Below are 18736 nucleotides of genomic sequence, written 5' to 3'. Positions count from 1 at the left end.
TCCTTGTTGACATAACTTATTTGATGTTAAAATTAAACTTTTTTTTGCTAATTTCATATCTTAAATTACTGTCTTAATTTTGGGGAGTATTATAGCTGATGAAAACCGCCAGCTGATGACATTTGATGAAATCAGATCTCTTAATCCTGAATTTGTTGAAATTGCATTGCACAGCCATTCCCACAGGAATTACTCACAAATTTCATTACAGGAAGCAGCGGATGACATTCATCAGAATATCCGTACTCTGGAAGAAAAAGCAATTCCTTTTACAAAAGTTCTCGCCTATCCTTATGGCAAGTTTCCTAAAAAAGGAGCACGGAAGAAGGAGTTTTTTTCCATACTTGAAAAAGCGGGAATTATTTCCGCAGTACGCATTGGCAATAATGTCGATTATTATCCTTGGAAAAATAAATTCGAGATCAAAAGAATTGACATTAAAGGAGGTGATAGTTTTGCCGTTTTTAAATGGAAATTGAAATTCGGAAAGACCAGACTTTAACGCAGCAGATCACTGTAAAGGTTTTCATAAGCATCTGCCATTTCCAGATACCCGAACTTTACAGCCCTTTCTTTCAGCTGTGAAGCATATTCTGCCGTTTTGGAACTGTAAAGCTGCATTCCTGACGCATATACCTGATGCATATGTTCAGCTGAAAAATCATCAAAATAAAAAGCCAGATCGCCGCCGATCTCAGGAAGGCTCGTCAGTTTGCTTAAAAAAACCGGTTTCCCAAAATACATTGCTTCCACAGGCGGAATCCCAAAGCCTTCTGCCAGTGAAGGATGACAATATGATTCACAGTGCTGTAGAAGAAAATACTTTTCATTATTATCCACGTTTTCCAGAATATGTACTCTTTCTTCCAGGCCTAAAGTTTTGATTTTTTCCAAAAACTTTTCTTTATAGACAGATTTTGCTGAAGAAGTTACCAGTACAAGATGCCTGTCGTTTCGGGAAATAAGATCAAGCAGCACTTCCTGATTCTTTTTCGGAAAAAGCACCCCGATATTAAGGATATATTTTTTTCCCATAAAGCTATACTTATTCTGCGAGCTGAATTCTGTGGTTTCAGGAAAGATGAGCCCGTTATAAATCACTTCTACCCTTACCTCTTTTTTGAAAGTAAAAAGTGCCCTGTTCTTCATAAAATCATCTTTTACAAATTCAGATATACAAACTACAGCATCTGCATTTCCGATATTTTTCTGAACAAGTTTTATGCTTTTTTTTACTTTCCGTTCTGAACTGCTGTCATGCAAAAAATTAAGATCATGAAGGGTAACCACCTTCTTCTGGCCTTTCTTTACAACGTGAAAATAATCCGAAAGCTGATGTACAGTATGAATAAGAGAAAAAGCCTTTGTGGTGAATGGAATTTTCTTCTGCCAGAACTTCCAGTCGATGACAGAAAATTTTTTTTTTGTATGTGGTATATTTTTTTTCGGACCGTAAAAAGTGTACTCAAAATCAGAGTCTTTTTCGTCCAGACCCTTTATTAATGAAACACATACGTTGGCAATTCCCGACTTGGGATATTTTAATCTTTCGGCATCAATAAGAATTTTCTTTTGCATTCCGGTCACGGTTTGCATCAAAAATATAAATTTAATTATGAAATTTTTATTTTTGCAGTATGAAAATTTGTTTAATCAGCTTCGATTTCTGGCATTATGATGAACACATAGTGGAAAAACTGAGTGATAAAGGCATCGAAGCATGCCATATCAACATCGGAGCCTTTACCCATAAAAATACCGGAGAGCGTATAAAAAACACTTTCAGCAAGATTTTTCTGGGTAAAAACCCGAAACATCACAAAAGACAAAGTTTCATATTGGAATCCCTGGAAAAAATAGGAAAGCAGGATCAGATTTTAGTAATCAATCCTGAAGCTATTGAAGAAAGCATCCACAAAAAAATCAGAGAATATGCAGACCGGAATATTGCTTACCTCTACGACAGCATGGCCAGAAACCCTGCAACCCATCTTCTGCATTATTTTGACACGATATTTTCCTTCGATGATAATGATGTAAAGAATTTTGGATTCGAAAAGATAACCAATTACAATTACCTTGATCATTTGCCTGCAGAAAAGCAGCATCCCAAGCTGGATCTGTTTTATATTACGTCTTATGATCAGAAAAGGCTTTCAGCCCTGAACCTTCTTATCAACAGGCTGCTTCCGATGGAAATAAAATTCGAGGTATATATGGTTGGCAAAAAAGGCTGGAAAAATAAGCTGAACCAGATCATTGATCAGAAGAATATCGAGATTTTAAAATTCGGAAGAAAGAAAATAGCCCATCACGCATTGCCTTCCTATTATAAAAATACCAAAGTAATCCTTGACCTGATGCGTGCGGACCAGACCGGACTCAGCTTCAGAATATTTGAGGCAATGGCTCTGGAAAAGAAAATTATTACGGATAATCCTACGATCAAAACTTATGATTTTTATAATCCCAATAATATTTTGGTACTGGATAAGAATTTCCGTAATGTGAAAAAAGATTTTTTCACTACCCCATACGAAAAGCTGCCGAAAGAAGTTTATGATAAGTATACCCTCGATCATTGGGTGAACACAGTATTTAAACTGAATTCATGAAAGAAATAAAAAATGTGCTTATTGTAACCCGTGAGTACAAGTGTTCACGAACTCCCAAAGTAGGAGGTACGGGCGTTTTTTACAAAAATCTGTGTACAGAACTTGCCGGAAGAGGAATTTCGGTGCATGTTTTCCTTATCTCGAAGTATGCATTCGATATTGAGGAAGAGGGTGTAAAGATTTTTTCAATTAAAGATATTTTCAAATCAAATCCTCTTCTGGAGCTTACAAGATCTTTTACAGGAAAGATAAAAGCACTGGAAAAAATTCATTTTCAAACCTACCTGTCTGAAAAGAAAAATATTTCCGCTAAAATAAGTACCTGGATCAGGAAAAACAATTTACATTTTGATGTGGCGGAAACCCATGATTTTGACGGCCTGGCGCTTTCCATTCCTAAAGAAATCCCTTATGCAATAAGATGCCACGGTTCCTGGTCTGTACTTGAAAAATATTTCGGATACAAAAAAGTTCACAAAGGAAGAGTTTTTTGTGAAAAAGAAGCTTTTAAAATTTCGAAAAATATCATTACCATATCAAAATACAATGAGACGATCAACAGGAGCCTGTTTGATATTAAAGATCCTAAGCTCATTTACAATGGGATTGATGAAAACTTCTACAAACCGTCTGAAAATTCTGTAATCATCCCTCAATCTGTTTTCTATTTAGGAAATGTATCTTATGAAAAAGGAGCGGAAACTCTTATCAGCGCCTTTATTAAGCTTAAAAAAAGCTATCCCGGGGCATCGCTTCATTTTATAGGGAATCCTAACCATTACCCCGCCTATATCACAGAGAATATCCCGGATTCTGAAACCAGAAATTTTGTCCATTTTTACGGGAATAAGACAGGGGTGGAAATTATAGACCTTATCGGCAAAGCAGAGGTGGTATGCTTCCCCTCCAAAGGTGAAAATTTTAGCTTATCTTTGCTTGAGGTAATGGCTATGCAGAAGCCTGTTGTATGTTCCGCTATAGATTCTTTTAAGGAAATCATAGAAGAACCTGTAAACGGTATGATTGCTGAAGAAGAAAACTTCCATGAAAAGATAAGTCTTCTTTTTGAAGATAATGAACTCCGAAACAGGCTGTCAGTCAATGCCAGGAAATTAATAGAATTAAAATTCGGTATTGACAGGATGATTGATGAGACTTTAAGCTATTACCAGGAAATTATATAGAGGCAAAGTCTCCGGGTATCAGGAGCAATAAACAACCGAACTTTTTAGGTTATTCCCAAGTTTTAGAATATGAATGCGAAGGAACAGATTGAAAATTTAGAAAAACAGCTTAAAGCACTCAGAAAAAAATATTATATCAAGTCTTTTTTCAGAAAAGCGAAAAGGCTCGTGACGGATTTTTTACCACTGGATTCTATTCCTTCCGAAAATTGTACGGAAAGAATTAAGATCAGCGAAAAACAGGAATCGGAACTTTTTCTGCCCAAAACTTTTGACCGTCCCCAGGTTTCTCTAAAAACCCCTAAAAACGGCATAGAGATTTTAGCTCTTCAGAATGTATTGTGCATTCCCAATTCCACCTATTTTTTAGATCTCAAGAAAGAAAAGATATATTACGAAAGATGGCATGATGACGACAGGATTACATACGTTTACAATACCAATAACCTGATGCAGCATTCCATGACGCTTGCCAAGGTAAAGAACTACAAAAATGTGTATTATGATGAAGAGGCTATTTTTCTGGGCGGAACCTTTACCTTCAATTATTATCATTTTCTGGTGGATATTCTTTCCAAGGTTGAGTTTTTCAAATATATTCCGGATGCCAAGAACAAACTGATCGTTATAGATGAGGATATACAGAAAGTTGAGAACATGAAAGATCTTTTACATTTCTTTCTCAAAGACTATAAGATTATATTTCTAAGCCACGAAAAAAATTATTACCAGTTTAAAAAGCTGTGGCATATCACAAGTAATAATTACGCTGTTCCGAATATTATGCCCGGTATGGAATATGAGGCCGGGTTCACCAAGCTGTCGGGTTCTTCCCTGCAATATCTCAGAAAGGTAGCATTTGATAACCTGGATCTTTCAAAAGTCCGCATTGAGCCGGTTAAAAAAATATTTATTTCCAGAAGATCCCAGTACAGAAAGTATAATGATGATGAAATTTTTGAAACGGCAAAAAAATATGGTTTTGAAGAAGTATTCTTTGAAGACCTGAATATCCACGAACAGATTTTTCTTGTAAACAATGCCGAATATATCATAGGCCCCAGCGGTGCTGCCTGGACGAATGTTCTGTTTGCCAATGCAGGCGCAAAAGGCCTCAGCTGGTTCAGTTCTGTGTGGGGAGATTTCGCTATTTTCTCTACTTTAGCAAAAGAGGTTGGTTTTGATCTTTATTTCTATATTTACCCGCAGGATTATGAAGGCTTCCATGAGGATTACCGTTTGGATCCTGAGATTTTCAGCCAATACCTGGATAAACTGATCAATATATCAGAAAACGCGAATTAAACAGATGATGATTACAAAATATGAATTTAACAACGGCTTATAATAAAAAACAGATTTTCTCGTACGGAATATTATTTTTATCAGGCCTGTATTTTGTTTTCATAAGTGTTTACTCCATTAACCAGGCTGACTTAGGATTTCAATTGTCTGCAGTAGGAAGGTTAAAAGCGGGACAGGTTATTTACAAGGATTTCGATTTTATCCGCCCTTTTTTTGGGGTTATTTTTTGGGATTATCTTCTGAAGTATATTCCGTTGCAGTTTGATTATTCAATTTTAATTTCCAGGATTCTTGTCATTATAGAAAGCTTTATCATCTGTCGGGTTATACAGAAGCTTGTTTTTGACAGAGAAGATCTGTACACTACTGTATTTCTGACATTATGTTTTCTCCATACTTTTCCTGTTATGCCATGGCATACTATAGATGGAATTTTCTTTTCTGTGCTTGCATTACTGTTTTATAAAAAAAAATGGTATCTGAGCGCACTTCTTTTTATTGTATTTGCATCACTTACCAAACAATCGTTCGCTATTTTCGGACTGGGTGCATCCCTCATTATCATGATTGATCTGTTTAAAAAACCGGTAATTACAAAAAAAGATCTTTACGTATTTATTCCTTCCTTTTTATTTTTAATTGCAGTACTGTTTCAATACAGGATTATTGAAAATTTTAACTTATTTGCAGAACAGGTTTTACATTCTGCTTCACCGTCTTATCTTTATGAAGGCTGCATAGCTCCTTATCTCTTCTTTGAAAAGAATTTTCTTACTGTACTTTATATCCTTTCCCTGATCCTGATCTATTTCATAAACATTAACAGAAAAGTATTTGAAATACTCTTGATTATCATATTGCCCGTTTTTATCATATATCCTTTTTTTAATAGCGGCCAATTCAAGGGAGCTTATGTTTTGTATGTCTTCTTATTCATCTTATTTCTAAAGTACGAACGGCAAAATAAATTTATATTTTTATTACTGTTCCTGGGATGGTGCTCTTCTATTTCCTGGGGATATAATACACCCGCTTTTTTTATTTTAATTCTTCTTTACAGATTTATAGAAAAACAAGACCGGTTATTCTTACCATTATGGGGAATCATATTAACCGTCTTTTCAATATACAGAAGTAAGTACCCCTATTCCTCTGAAAGTCTTACCCCTAAACACCTCTTTATTAAAAACATCCCGGCAGTTTCAGGGCTGTTGGTTTCAGAAAAAGAATATTCCTATATTCTGGAAGCACAGCAGATAAATAAATTGCATAAAGATGTTATATTCTTACCAGCATCACCCCTTTTGGATATTATTAACGTAAGCTATTTAAACCGCGCCTCCTGGGAAATGGATGTTGAATATCCCAGCTGGAAATCTGATCTTCAAAAATTCAAAAGAAATACAATAGCAGTAGACAACAGTCTTTTCCCTTATTATAAAGAAGGTTTTTTCATCAGCTCAATAACCCTTGAACTGATGAAACAAAAAAAAGTAATCAGAAAGACAAAATATTTTACTGTTTACAGTAATTAAACTCATCATCTCTAAATCAGTATCTTTAAACAATGAATACTCCGCCGCTTGTAAGCCTCATTATCATCACCATGAACCATGAAAAGTTCATAAAGCAGGCATGCGTATCAGCCATTTCACAGACCTACCCCAATTATGAGATCATTTTTTTGGATAATGCCTCCAGAGACAGGACATTTGAAAATGCAGAAAAAGTGCTTTCAAAATTCGGGCAGCATTATGAAATGATCAGGAATACGGAAAACTTTGGTGTGGCAAAAAATATCAACATTGCGGTTTCACATGCTTCAGGTGAGTATATTTCCCTGCTTTCCGGAGATGACTGGTACACGGAAGACAGCCTTTCTGAAAAAGTATCTTATATTCAGAAAAATCCAATAGATTTTATTCTTTCTGATGGGTATAAATATTATCAGGCAGAAGATAAAACTACAGATGCCTACACTCCTAAAGAAAAAAAACACATCATCGATAGCCTTGACAATTTTTTTCATGAAAACGTTTCTGAAAACAAAACAGCCAATGTAGGAACATTTGTAAAAAGAGATCTTCTGGTACAATACCCTTTTGATGAAAGCATCAATACTGAAGACTGGGATATGAATCTGAGGTTAACATCCAAAGGTTTTAAAATAGGATTCATTGATAAAAAGCTATTTTACTACAGGATACTCTCCACAAGCCTTTCAAGAAACTGGAAGCTGATGAAAGACTCTTACGAGAAAGTTACCTATAAATACATCGATTATATAAAAGCCGATAAAGAGCTTTATAAAAAATACAGGCTTAAACTTATCCATTTTAAATACGAAATTCTCCTCTCCGAAACAACTTCAGAGTCTGAAAAACAATATTTGCGAAAAGAATGGAAGAAAGAAAAATACAGAGTCAAGTACAAAAATCCCATTTTATTCTTTAAACTGCTGATGCTTAAATAAGTATAAAACAATTTTATTATTTTTCATACTGATATAGACAAAAATACACAAAATTTCAACCACTGATTTGCATTGATCTTTATGTTATACTTTATTAAAAGTACTAGAATTATACACAATCATCTGTGCAAATCTGTGAAATCCGTGGTACACAAAATGTATTTTTTATAAAAATTGAATGAATGTAAAATACTACTGTTTTTGAACCACTTTCCTATTTTATAATCACTCATAACTGCTAAAATTTAGCATCCAGCTACAAACATCCCCCTTTCTTCAAGCTTCCGGCCCTTTAATCTTAATTTTATTCACCTGAACTCGGGTAATTTTAAGTAAATTTGCACAAAATTTTTATTGAAATGGAGAAAGTAAGAGTCCGTTTTGCTCCAAGTCCTACAGGACCTTTGCATTTGGGAGGCGTAAGAACCGCATTATATGATTATCTTTTTGCCAAAAACCAGGGAGGTGAATTTGTACTTCGTATTGAAGATACAGATACGGCAAGATATGTAGAAGGAGCTGAAGAATATATTGAAGAAGCTCTAGAATGGTGCGGCATCATTCCTGATGAAAGTCCTAAGAAAGGAGGGAAATTTGCCCCTTACAGACAATCCGAAAGAAGAGACATCTACGACAGATATACAGAGCAGATCCTGAAAACAGATTATGCCTACATCGCTTTCGATACACCGGAAGAACTGGATGCCATCCGTGCAGAATTTGAGGCAAAAGGAGACGTTTTCTCTTATGACAACAAAACAAGAAACAGGCTGAGAAACAGTATTGCGCTTTCCGAAGAGGAAGTTCAGCAATTACTGGACGAAAAAACACCTTACGTAGTAAGATTCAAAATGCCGGTAGACAGAATCCTGAATCTGGAAGACATCATCCGCGGAAAATCTGCAGTAAATACCAATACATTAGACGATAAAGTTCTTGTAAAGAACGATGGAATGCCTACTTACCATTTTGCCAACATCATTGATGACCACGAAATGGAAATTTCCCACGTAATCCGTGGAGAAGAATGGCTGCCCTCTTTAGGACTTCACACTTTACTATACGAAGCAATGGGTTGGGAAGCGCCTCAGTTCGCCCACCTTTCACTTATTTTAAAGCCTGAAGGAAAAGGAAAATTAAGCAAAAGAGACGGTGACAAGTTCGGGTTCCCGGTATTCCCGCTGGATTTCAAAGATCCCGCTACAGGAACCGTTTCTAAAGGATACAGGGAAAACGGATACCTTCCCGATGCATTCATCAATATGGTTGCCCTTCTGGGATGGTCTCCTGCAGATGACAAAGAAATACTGTCGCTGGACGAAATGTGCAAAGAATTTGATCTTCACAAAGTACATAAGGCAGGTGCCAGATTCAGCAAGGAAAAATCCGAGTGGTTCAACCATCAGTATATCCAGATGAAATCTGCCGAAGAACTTCTTCAGATCTTAAAGAATACGGATCTTAACCTTTCCGGTATTTCTGATAAAAAACTGATAAAGATCATCGGTTTGATGAAAGAAAGAGCTACGTTTCCGAAAGACATTTACGAAAACGGGAAATTTTTCTTCGAAGCTCCGGTTTCTTATGATGAAAAAGCATCGAAAAAAGCATGGAACGAAGAAACTTCTGCCATTTTAGGTGAATTGGCAGAAAATCTTAACACTACTGAATTTACCTCAGAAACATTAAAGCAGGCAGTTCATGATTTTGCGGAAAACAAAGGCCTGGGGATGGGAAAAGTAATGATGCCGTTACGTTTATCTTTGGTAGGAGAACTGAAAGGCCCGGACGTTCCCGACATCATGGAACTTCTTGGAAAAGAGGAAACTATCTCCCGAATAAACAATGCTATCAATAATTTTAAATAGTTTTTCATAATTTTTCATAAATTTGAAAGATTTAATTTACTTCAAGAAATGGAATATTTAAGTTTCGAGCTTCCTATAAAAGATCTGATGGACCAACTTCAGACTTGCTCTTTGGTAGGAGAAGAAAGTGGTGTTGATGTAAAATTAGCATGCAGCCAGATCGAGGATAAGATTCTGGAAAAGAAAAAAGAAATCTACGGAAATCTTACCCCTTGGCAAAGAGTACAATTATCCCGTCACCCGGATCGTCCTTATACATTAGACTATATCAACGGAATGGTGGATAAAGGAAGTTTCCTGGAACTTCACGGAGACAGAAATTTCGCAGACGACCCTGCAATGATTGGCGGATTGGCTACATTGGACGGTCAGAAGATAATGATCATAGGAACCCAGAAAGGGAGAACAACCAAAGAAAGACAGTACAGAAGATTCGGAATGCCGAATCCTGAAGGATACAGAAAAGCTTTACGACTGATGAAGCTTGCTGAAAAATTCAAAATCCCTGTAGTAACTTTAGTAGATACACCGGGAGCTTATCCTGGATTAGAAGCTGAAGAAAGAGGCCAGGGAGAAGCTATCGCCAGAAATATTTTCGAAATGGTTCAGCTTAAAACTCCTATTTTCACCTATATCATTGGTGAAGGAGCAAGCGGCGGAGCTTTGGGGATAGGCGTAGGAAACAAAGTATACATGCTTGAAAACACATGGTACACCGTAATTGCACCGGAAAGCTGCTCTTCCATCTTATGGAGAAACTGGGATCACAAAGAAGATGCAGCCAATGCATTGAACCTTACTCCAAAAGATGCTTTAAGAGAAAAATTCATTGACGGGATTATCGAAGAACCGCTTGGAGGTGCTCAGTATGATCCGGAAGCTGCTTACCTGAACCTTAAACATTCAATTTTACAGAATATCAAAGCTTTTTCAAAGTTCTCAGGACAGGAACTTGAAACCCAGAGACAGGAGAAATTCATTGCGATGGGACAGTTTAAAGGATAAAAAAACAAAACGGCTAAGAAATTTCTTAGCCGTTTTTGTTTATAGTTCAGTTTTAATTTATATTACTCAGCTACATTAAGAGCAATTTCAATATCCTGGGTCACTTTCTTGATTGACGAATATTTTGCATCGCACACCATGGTGGTCAGTACATATTCACCCTTATCAATCAGGATAAAATTCTGTCCTTTTGCAGGAACAGTTAAATTATAATATTTTTTTCCGCTGATCTTTATCACCAGATTACAGCTTGATTTGTTCTTAATATTGACATAAGCCTCATTTTTATTTATATCATTATTAAAAAGATGGGTAAGCATTGCTGCCGTTTTCTTATTGGCCTCACTAGGTCCTGATTTGGCAACACCGGCAGTTTTGGCAGAGTTTGTCGAAGCATAGCTTGCCAGCCTCTCTTCTTTCAAAGCGTTTATAGCATCATTTACTTTATCTGTGTTCTTGCTGTTACTTTCAGCAGATGCTTTATTGGCAGCCATCACTTTACCACTGTTCAGTTCATTGTTCTGAACTATTTTTTCTATTTTCTCTTTACTGATAGGTTTAATCGTAGGTTTGGCTTCAGGAGAATTGTCAGCCATAATCATCTCAATAAGCTTTCTTTTAAAATAATCTGTTTTGGCGTGGCCGGGATTCTGTTTCAGGAAGCCTGCAATTACCCTGGCCTCTTTTGATGCTTCGGCATCCTGTTCTGTATAAATGATTACCGTTTCTTTTTCAACTACGGCTTTGGATTTCGATTTCTTCTTTTTTTGGGAGAAACCCAAGGCAAAAACGCATAGAAATATAAGTAGAAATATTTTTTTCATTAATCAGGTCTTTAAAATAGTATTAAATATATCAATAACGTGAAAAGTCATTTTTTAGTTTATCATTAAAATCATTATCTTTGCACTGCTTTAAAATTAAGCTAAAAATTAATACTAATCTTAAATAAAAAAATAATACATATTATGTCTTATACACCAGCTGCTGCAGATGTAGCAAAATTAAGAAACCAAACAGGTGCAGGTATGATGGACTGCAAGAAAGCTCTAGTTGAAGCAGAAGGAGACTTCGAAAAAGCAGTAGATATCCTTAGAAAAAAAGGACAGAAAGTAGCTGCTAACAGAGCTGACAGAGAGTCTGCTGAAGGTGCTGTTATCGCCAGAGTAAACGAAGATAACACTTTAGGGGCTATCATCTCTCTAAACTGCGAAACTGACTTCGTTGCTAAAAATGAAGCTTTCATTGAACTTGCTTACGAATTAGCTGAAATGGCTATCTTCGCTGCTACTAAAGAAGAGCTTTTAGCTACAGATTTCCACGGAATCACAGTTGCTGATAAATTAATCGAGCAGACAGGTGTTATCGGTGAAAAAATCGAGATCGGTACTTTCGAAAGAATTGAAGGACCATTCCTGGGAGCTTATATCCACGCTGGAAACAAAATTGCTGCTATCACTGCACTTTCTGCTAAAGTAGACGGAGCTGACGAAGCTGCTAAATCTGTTTCTATGCAGGTTGCTGCGATGAACCCTATCGCTCTTGATGAAACTCAGGTTTCTCAGGCAACTATTGATAAAGAATTAGAAATCGAAAGAGAACTTCTTACTAAAGAAGGTAAGCCTGAGAATATTATCGACAATATCCTTAAAGGTAAAATGCAGAGATTCTACAAAGACAACACACTGGTACACCAGTCTTTCATTAAAGATGCAGGTATTTCTGTTGCCGACTATGTGAAATCTGTAAACGGAGACCTTAAAGTAACAGGATTTGTAAGAGTAGCTTTAGCTTAATTATCTTTCAAATAAGAATACTGATCCCGGTGAAATTTCACCGGGATTTTTTATATCGCAGTGATGAGATTTTATTAAATATTAAAATTTATTAAATATTCAATAAAATAAACAACAACAGGAATACAAGTTAAATCTTTATATAAAAATCTGATTTTTAATACTTACATTTGCATCCCTTATTGAGAAAAATGAAAAAACTTCTACTAACCATTTGTACATTTCTTTGTTTATTATTCAATGCACAGCTTGATACAGACCATTGGTTTGCACCGATGGCTGCAAAAGCAGGAACTACAGGACTTCAGGGATATCTGTATCTTTCAACGAATGAAACGACTCCTTTTGATGTTCAGATCTACAACAGCAATACGTTGTATACAACAGTTTCTGTTAGTAAAGGAAATCCTGCACAGGTATCCATTCCCAATGATTTTCTCATTACAGATCAGCAGGGAGAGCTCTTCACACCTAATGCCATGGGAGTGTATGTGAAAGGGCCTAAAAAATTCTTCGCAAATTATAGATTTTCTCTTCAGAATCATGCAGAAATCATCACCTCTAAAGGTTTAGCCGGTCTTGGAAAAATATTTTATGCAGGTATGGCCCCTCTGACAGGAGTGGCTTATTATGTAAACTCAACAATAGGAATTACCGCTACAGAAGACAATACATTGGTTGTTGTTTCAGGATATAACCCGAATGTTGTTTTTTCTGATGGTTCATCAACTCCAACTAAAACTTTCACATTAAATCGGGGAGAATCCTATATAATGGATGCTGTAAGTGCAGATTCAAGCTATAATCTTGACGGGCTTGTCGGTGCAAAAATAGAAGCAACGAAACCCATTTCTGTAACCAATGGGAATTTTAATGGAATTTATACTAATTTAAATTTCACTAATAATGATGTTTTAATGGATCAGGCTGTGCCTGTAGATAGATTGGGAAAAGATTTTGTTGTGGTAAAAGGCAATGGATCTGTATCCTCAGAAATGGAAACCGCTTTGGTTATCGCAACTGAAAATAACACACAGCTTACCATCAACGGAGTTGCCTCAGGAATTACCCTAAATACCGGACAATACTATATGGTTCCCAGCAGCAATTATATTAATCAGGGAAATGGAAATTACAACATGGGAATTTCCTCAAACAAAAACATTTACGTTTATCAGTTTTTAGCCGGGGTTTCGGGAGGAAATGAGTATCCAACAGGAGGAATGAATTTTATTCCGCCTTTAAGCTGTTTCATGCCCAATAAAGTTGATGAGATTGGTTTTATCAATAGAATCGGGGGCCTGACTTATAGTACAAAATTAAATATCATTACCCAGACCGGGGCAACAGTTACTTACAACGGAGGGGCTATTGCGGCAGTAAACGGACCTTACCCTGTGACCGGAAACCCCAATTGGGTCACCTACTCTATTCCGAATGTTTCCGGGAATATCACTGTAAATTCAACAAAATCTGTTACGGCAGGAATTGCGGCAGGAAGCGGTGCTGTTGGTTATGGCGGATATTTTGCAGGATTCTCCTCTGTTCCGGTGATTTCAAAAACAGGAGATTGTTATTCAGGAATTTTATTACAGGTTGATAATACCTATGATGGATATCAGTGGTATTTAGATGGAAATATTATTCCGGGAGCAACTTCCTTCTCCATCAATCCTGAATTATACGGAGCAGGAACCTATACCTGTTTGGTTACAAAAAACAATTGCGACACAAGATTGACAGCCGGTTACAATTACACCTTATGTCCACCAATTACAACAACTACCTATAATATCGGATCATGTAATACAAAAGTAATTACTCCCGCTTTTACCAGTTCTGCACAGGTAATTGTTCCTTCACATACCAATATTATTTCACAGCCTGCCAATGGTACGGCAACAGTAAATCCCGCAACAGGGCAGATAACTTATACTCCCAATGCAGGACTTACAGCAGATACTACAGATTCTTTCATTTATTATGTTGACGGAAACGGAAATCCTGCAGATTTTGAATATTTCAAAATAGTCATAAACATTGATGTTCTTCAGACTCAAAATGCAACTATGTCTTCGTGTGCTGATGCCAGCGGAAACGGAACATTTAACCTTACTTCAGCTGTTGTAAGCCCTGATCCGGGAACTACAGTAATGTACTATACCAATGCTAATTTAACCGGACAGATTGCAAATCCTGCCAATTATTCAGGTCCTGCAGGAACAGTTTATGCTAATGTGACTTCAGCATTCGGGTGCTCCAAACCTGCACAGATCACATTGACACTGAATCCTTCGCCTAATGTGAATACAGGCAACTTCAATGCAAATCTTTGTGATGATAACTTTGACGGAATTATAAATGTGAATTTCGCGACTGTAACACCACAGATCGTAACCAATCCTGCCAATTTCACTGTAAAATATTATCTGGTTCAGGCAGATGCCACTGCTGGGAACAATAATACGCTGCCGGCTAACTGGAATTACAGTACCAATACAACTGTTTACGTAAGAGTTTCATCCAACGTTGGCGATTGTCCTCCTGCGTTCGGGCAGATCAATTTTACAATTGGAACCAGAATTACCTTAATTACGGGCTCCATTGCAGCTGATGTCTGCGATAATGATCTCAGCGGGTCTGAATCTGCCAATCTTAATGATTATAAAAATTTATTTACAACAGATCCTTCTGTAGTACTTTCATTCTACACTTCACTGGCTGATGCTCAGGCGGGAGTAAATGCTATTTCACCTACACAGAATATCACTTCAGTACATACCTATTATATCAGATTCCAAAGCAGTACAGGATGTCCGAATACCGGAATCCTTAAACTTACTTTGAAAACTCCTAAAAAATCTGACAGGCTTCACGATCAGGTAGTCTGCTCAGATGGAAAAGCAATACTGGATGCCGGTCCCGGATTCACATCTTATCTGTGGAATACAGGTGCTACAACGCCAAGCATTACAGCAGGTGCCGGAAATTATTACGTAGATCTTGGATTTAACGGCTGTGTATACCGCCAGAATGTAAATGTAACAACCGCTGAAGCACCCACAATTACCAAAATTGAAACATCCGGTCCTACAGCAACTCTTTATGTAACCGGAGGAACGCCTCCTTATCAGTATTCCATTGATGGAATTAATTATCAGACCTCCAATGTATTTATCGGGCTTTCAAGAGGAATACATAAGGTTTATGTGCTGGGCTCTGACGGATGTATGCCTGTAACCAAAGAATTCCTGATATTGAATCTGGTTAATGCTATCACGCCAAACGGCGACGGGCTTAATGATGTTCTGAATTATTCTGATCTGAAGATCAAACAGAATGTAAAAATAGAGGTTGCTGACCGCTATGGTGCTCCTGTTTATAAATCGTCTGATAAAAACTATATATGGGACGGAAAGGTAAACGGAAGGAACCTTCCTACGGGAACCTACTGGTATGTAATTACCTGGACAGAGCCTGATACAAAATTGCCAGTTTCATATTCCGGATGGCTTTTAATTAAAAATCGTGATTAATTTTTAACTTTTGTTATATTTATTTAATACTATTTCAAATATTATTTTAAATTTGTAGAAATCCTAATTCCACACACATGAAAAGATTTCTACTCAGCTTAGTATTACTTCTTTTATCAGTAAACACACTCTTTGCACAAAGAGATACGGAACACTGGTTTGCGCCTATGGCAGCAAAGCCCACTGCTATGCTAAATCTTAAGCAGGCCTTGTATTTTTCTACGGATTCCACTACACCGTTTCCTGTAGAAATATACAGCAATAACATACTGCTTGGAACAGTCACCATATCTAAAGGGGACCCTAAAACGTATGAGCTTACCACAACTAATATGGATAAGATGGTTACCAATCTTCCGGCTGATATGTTTATACCCATTGGTAAAGGAATCTATACAAAAGGAGCGAAACCATATTATGCCAATTTCAGGTTTAGTGTTACCAGCCACGGAGAAATATTAACTTCTAAAGGAAAAGCCGGAATCGGAAAAAAATTCTATGTTGCTTCTACCCCAATGACCGGCCAGTCCATTACTTTTTTAAATTTCACTGCCGGCGTTTTGGCTACTGAAGATAATACTACAGTTACCGTTTCCGGATACAGCCCGGGACTGCAGTTTACCAATGGTACTACGGGAACCACGAATCCAACAATGACATTCACCCTTAATAAAGGACAAGCATATATTATTGAAGGCAGGGACAATACAGGAACTAATGCCACAGGTTTTATCGGTGCCAAAATTGAATCCAATAAGCCGGTATCTGTTACAAATGGTAACTTCAACGGCCAGTTTGCCTTACCTTCAAGTGCAGGATCAGGAGGTTCCGATATTATTATGGACCAGTCCGTTCCTACTGATCGATTAGGAAATGAATTCGTTCTTGTAAAAGGAAACGGAGACAACAATGACGGAGATGAAGACGCATTGATTATTGCCACTGAGGATAATACAGAGGTTTACCTTAACGGATCTACTACCCCTATCCAAACATTGAATGCAGGACAGTGGGCAAGAGTAGGTGAAGGGCCTGGAGGAACTTATGTATTCCCATATATCGACCAGGGGAGTTCTCACTTCAATATGCACATTAAAACTTCAAAGAATGCCTATGTATATCAGCTTCTGGCTGGTCTTCCCAACAGTACGGCAACAGAAGGATTCAATTATATCCCGCCTTTGAACTGTTTCTTACCTAGAAAAATTGATGAAATAGGATTAATCAATGAGCTTCCTGAAACCAGTTCAAGTGGTACAAAAAATGTTAAATTAAATATCCTTACTGAAACAGGGGCAATTGTTAATGTTACCATGAACGGAGCTCCTCCTCCAACAATACAGGGGCCTTTTCCTGTAACAGGAACTACAGCATGGGTATCTTATTCTGTTCCCAATGCAATAGGAAATGTTACCGTTACTTCTTCAAAAGCAGTTACTGCAGGGATTTCTGCAGGTAGTGGTGCTGTAGGATACGGTGGATACTTTGCGGGATTCTCATCCATCCCTGTAATTGCAAAAAAATCAGGAGAATGTGCTCCAGGCATCGTTCTTGAAGTGGATGACAGCTATGAAGGTTACCAGTGGTTCCTAAACGGAACAGCTATCCCTGGGGCAACAGCCAATACATTTTCACCGGCAACTTCCGGGAACTATACGGTAAAAGTATCAATGGGCTCATGTCCGCCAGTTACAACACCAATCTATAAGGTATTTACCTGTTTAAAACTGACAACACAAACACTGAGTGCATGTTCTACAAAAGTAATTACACCTGCATTTACATCTTCAACACAAACTCCGGTACCAGGCACATTGGTAATTATTACAGCACCAACACATGGTACAGCTGTAGTAAATTCGAACGGAACAATCACTTACACTCCTACTGCCAACTATTACGGCCCGGATCAGATTGTATATAAATTCTGTGGTAATGCTACTGAATTTATCGATTGTGAGCAGGTGACTTTAAACCTTACTGTAGTACCATTTGTAGTGAGAGACGCAGTAATAAGTGCGTGCCAATATGACGTGGATCCATATGCTTATTTTGATCTTACCAAAGCCAGTGTTACTGATTATGGTGCAGTAACTAAAAAATATTATCCTACAATGGCTGATCTTACTGCAGGAACCAATGAGATTACTACTCCTCAAAATTACCCATCTGCAGGAGGATACGTTTATGTAAAAATTACCACCAACGAAGGATGTACGGCCAATGCAAAAATTCAGTTAATTGCCCTTCCAATCAAAAAATCACCACTCCTTGTTGACCAGTATATTTGTGCAGACAGTACAACCAACCTGGATGCAGGTCCGGGATATGATTCTTACTTATGGAGTACAGGAGCTACAACATCTTCTATTCAAAATGTAGGAATTGGAGAATATACTGTAATCTTAGGTAAAAACGGATGTCTGCTTCCACAGATCGTAAGAGTAAGAAAAGCGGAAGATCCGGTAATTACCAAAATTGAAATTTCCAACACAACGGCAACAGTTATTGTAAACGGTGGAAAACCTCCATACAAATATGCGATAGACTCACCAACCACTTGGCAGGACTCTAACGTATTTATAGGATTAACAAGAGGACAGCACACTTTCTATGTAAAAGATGCTTATAATTGTGATCCTACTACTGTGGAAGTAACAATCCCGAATTTAGTAAACGCCATTACTCCTAACGGAGATAATAAAAATGACTTTATAGATTACAGCGAGTTGGCTTATAAAGAAAACCTTTCTTTTGTAATTTATGACAGATACGGCAACATGATATTCACCGGAAATAAATTCAACAACTACAAGTGGGACGGAAAACATTATGACAAGAAACTTGTAACCGGAACATATTGGTATCATATCAACTGGAATGAATCCAATAAAGAGAAAACCCCTATTAATTACACCGGATGGATTTTAGTTAAAAATATTGAATAACCATTC

The 18736-nt window shown here is 37.2% G+C and carries 13 protein-coding genes; 11 read left to right on the top strand and 2 right to left on the bottom strand.

Annotated elements, in window-relative coordinates; all coding sequences use genetic code 11:
* The first annotated feature begins 79 nt into the window (after window positions 1-79).
* On the top strand, window positions 80-502 hold the full coding sequence (locus tag HNP36_RS18750) for a polysaccharide deacetylase family protein (RefSeq protein WP_184167462.1): 423 nt from the start codon (window positions 80-82) through the stop codon (window positions 500-502).
* Here HNP36_RS18750 and HNP36_RS18745 read toward each other — a convergent pair.
* Complete coding sequence (locus HNP36_RS18745; protein ID WP_184167459.1) at window positions 499-1578, bottom strand: glycosyltransferase family 4 protein; 1080 nt, start codon at window positions 1576-1578, stop codon at window positions 499-501. The genes HNP36_RS18750 and HNP36_RS18745 overlap by 4 nt on opposite strands.
* Before the next feature lie 59 nt (window positions 1579-1637).
* On the opposite strand from HNP36_RS18745, the gene HNP36_RS18740 reads away from it, so the two are divergent.
* The 7 genes from HNP36_RS18740 to HNP36_RS18710 all read left to right on the top strand — a co-directional run bounded on the left by HNP36_RS18740 (window position 1638) and on the right by HNP36_RS18710 (window position 10450).
* Window positions 1638-2615 (top strand): hypothetical protein, encoded by a 978-nt coding sequence (locus HNP36_RS18740; RefSeq protein WP_184167456.1) that lies wholly within the window; start codon window positions 1638-1640, stop codon window positions 2613-2615.
* On the top strand, window positions 2612-3799 hold the full coding sequence (locus HNP36_RS18735) for a glycosyltransferase family 4 protein (RefSeq protein ID WP_184167453.1): 1188 nt from the start codon (window positions 2612-2614) through the stop codon (window positions 3797-3799). The genes HNP36_RS18740 and HNP36_RS18735 overlap by 4 nt, the downstream gene beginning before the upstream one ends.
* A gap of 69 nt (window positions 3800-3868) precedes the next feature.
* The gene (locus HNP36_RS18730) at window positions 3869-5104 is read left to right on the top strand and encodes a glycosyltransferase family 61 protein (protein ID WP_184167450.1); all 1236 of its coding nucleotides are present in this window, start codon (window positions 3869-3871) and stop codon (window positions 5102-5104) included.
* Window positions 5105-5124: 20 nt separating this feature from the next.
* The gene (locus HNP36_RS18725) at window positions 5125-6639 is read left to right on the top strand and encodes a hypothetical protein (protein WP_184167447.1); all 1515 of its coding nucleotides are present in this window, start codon (window positions 5125-5127) and stop codon (window positions 6637-6639) included.
* Window positions 6640-6671: 32 nt separating this feature from the next.
* Entirely contained in the window at window positions 6672-7577 is a 906-nt protein-coding gene (locus HNP36_RS18720) for a glycosyltransferase family 2 protein (protein WP_184167444.1), read from the top strand.
* Window positions 7578-7936: 359 nt separating this feature from the next.
* Window positions 7937-9445 carry a glutamate--tRNA ligase gene (gene gltX / locus HNP36_RS18715; protein ID WP_184167441.1) on the top strand — a complete coding sequence of 503 codons (1509 nt, stop codon included), beginning with the start codon at window positions 7937-7939 and terminating at the stop codon, window positions 9443-9445.
* A 48-nt stretch (window positions 9446-9493) separates the two neighbouring features.
* Window positions 9494-10450, top strand: a complete 957-nt coding sequence (locus HNP36_RS18710; protein WP_184167438.1) for an acetyl-CoA carboxylase carboxyltransferase subunit alpha — start codon at window positions 9494-9496, stop codon at window positions 10448-10450.
* A gap of 62 nt (window positions 10451-10512) precedes the next feature.
* On the opposite strand, the gene HNP36_RS18705 is transcribed toward HNP36_RS18710, so the two are convergent.
* The gene (locus HNP36_RS18705; RefSeq protein WP_184167435.1) at window positions 10513-11274 is read right to left on the bottom strand and encodes a DUF6759 domain-containing protein; all 762 of its coding nucleotides are present in this window, start codon (window positions 11272-11274) and stop codon (window positions 10513-10515) included.
* A gap of 144 nt (window positions 11275-11418) precedes the next feature.
* On the opposite strand from HNP36_RS18705, the gene tsf reads away from it, so the two are divergent.
* The 3 genes from tsf (at window position 11419) to HNP36_RS18690 (ending at window position 18730) form a co-directional block, all read left to right on the top strand.
* A complete protein-coding gene (tsf, locus tag HNP36_RS18700; protein ID WP_184167432.1) occupies window positions 11419-12246 on the top strand; it encodes a translation elongation factor Ts in 828 nt (275 codons plus the stop codon).
* A 191-nt stretch (window positions 12247-12437) separates the two neighbouring features.
* A complete protein-coding gene (locus HNP36_RS18695; RefSeq protein WP_184167429.1) occupies window positions 12438-15782 on the top strand; it encodes a T9SS type B sorting domain-containing protein in 3345 nt (1114 codons plus the stop codon).
* 77 nt (window positions 15783-15859) lie between these two features.
* A complete protein-coding gene (locus HNP36_RS18690) occupies window positions 15860-18730 on the top strand; it encodes a T9SS type B sorting domain-containing protein (RefSeq protein WP_184167426.1) in 2871 nt (956 codons plus the stop codon).
* The last annotated feature ends 6 nt before the right edge of the window (window positions 18731-18736 follow it).

It is taken from the genome of Chryseobacterium shigense (assembly GCF_014207845.1).
GTDB classification, from domain to species: Bacteria; Bacteroidota; Bacteroidia; order Flavobacteriales; family Weeksellaceae; genus Chryseobacterium; species Chryseobacterium shigense_A.
The sequence above is the reverse complement of the archived record's forward strand: the minus strand, read 5'-3'. Positions and strand labels throughout refer to the sequence as shown.

Coding starts and splice junctions, on each gene's coding strand:
- HNP36_RS18725 (WP_184167447.1), top strand. CDS start 5,125: ATGAATTTAACAACGGCTTATAATAAAAAACAGATTTTCTCGTACGGA.
- HNP36_RS18710 (WP_184167438.1), top strand. CDS start 9,494: ATGGAATATTTAAGTTTCGAGCTTCCTATAAAAGATCTGATGGACCAA.
- HNP36_RS18705 (WP_184167435.1), bottom strand. CDS start 11,274: ATGAAAAAAATATTTCTACTTATATTTCTATGCGTTTTTGCCTTGGGT.
- HNP36_RS18740 (WP_184167456.1), top strand. CDS start 1,638: ATGAAAATTTGTTTAATCAGCTTCGATTTCTGGCATTATGATGAACAC.
- tsf (WP_184167432.1), top strand. CDS start 11,419: ATGTCTTATACACCAGCTGCTGCAGATGTAGCAAAATTAAGAAACCAA.
- HNP36_RS18735 (WP_184167453.1), top strand. CDS start 2,612: ATGAAAGAAATAAAAAATGTGCTTATTGTAACCCGTGAGTACAAGTGT.
- gltX (WP_184167441.1), top strand. CDS start 7,937: ATGGAGAAAGTAAGAGTCCGTTTTGCTCCAAGTCCTACAGGACCTTTG.
- HNP36_RS18720 (WP_184167444.1), top strand. CDS start 6,672: ATGAATACTCCGCCGCTTGTAAGCCTCATTATCATCACCATGAACCAT.
- HNP36_RS18745 (WP_184167459.1), bottom strand. CDS start 1,578: ATGCAAAAGAAAATTCTTATTGATGCCGAAAGATTAAAATATCCCAAG.
- HNP36_RS18695 (WP_184167429.1), top strand. CDS start 12,438: ATGAAAAAACTTCTACTAACCATTTGTACATTTCTTTGTTTATTATTC.
- HNP36_RS18690 (WP_184167426.1), top strand. CDS start 15,860: ATGAAAAGATTTCTACTCAGCTTAGTATTACTTCTTTTATCAGTAAAC.
- HNP36_RS18730 (WP_184167450.1), top strand. CDS start 3,869: ATGAATGCGAAGGAACAGATTGAAAATTTAGAAAAACAGCTTAAAGCA.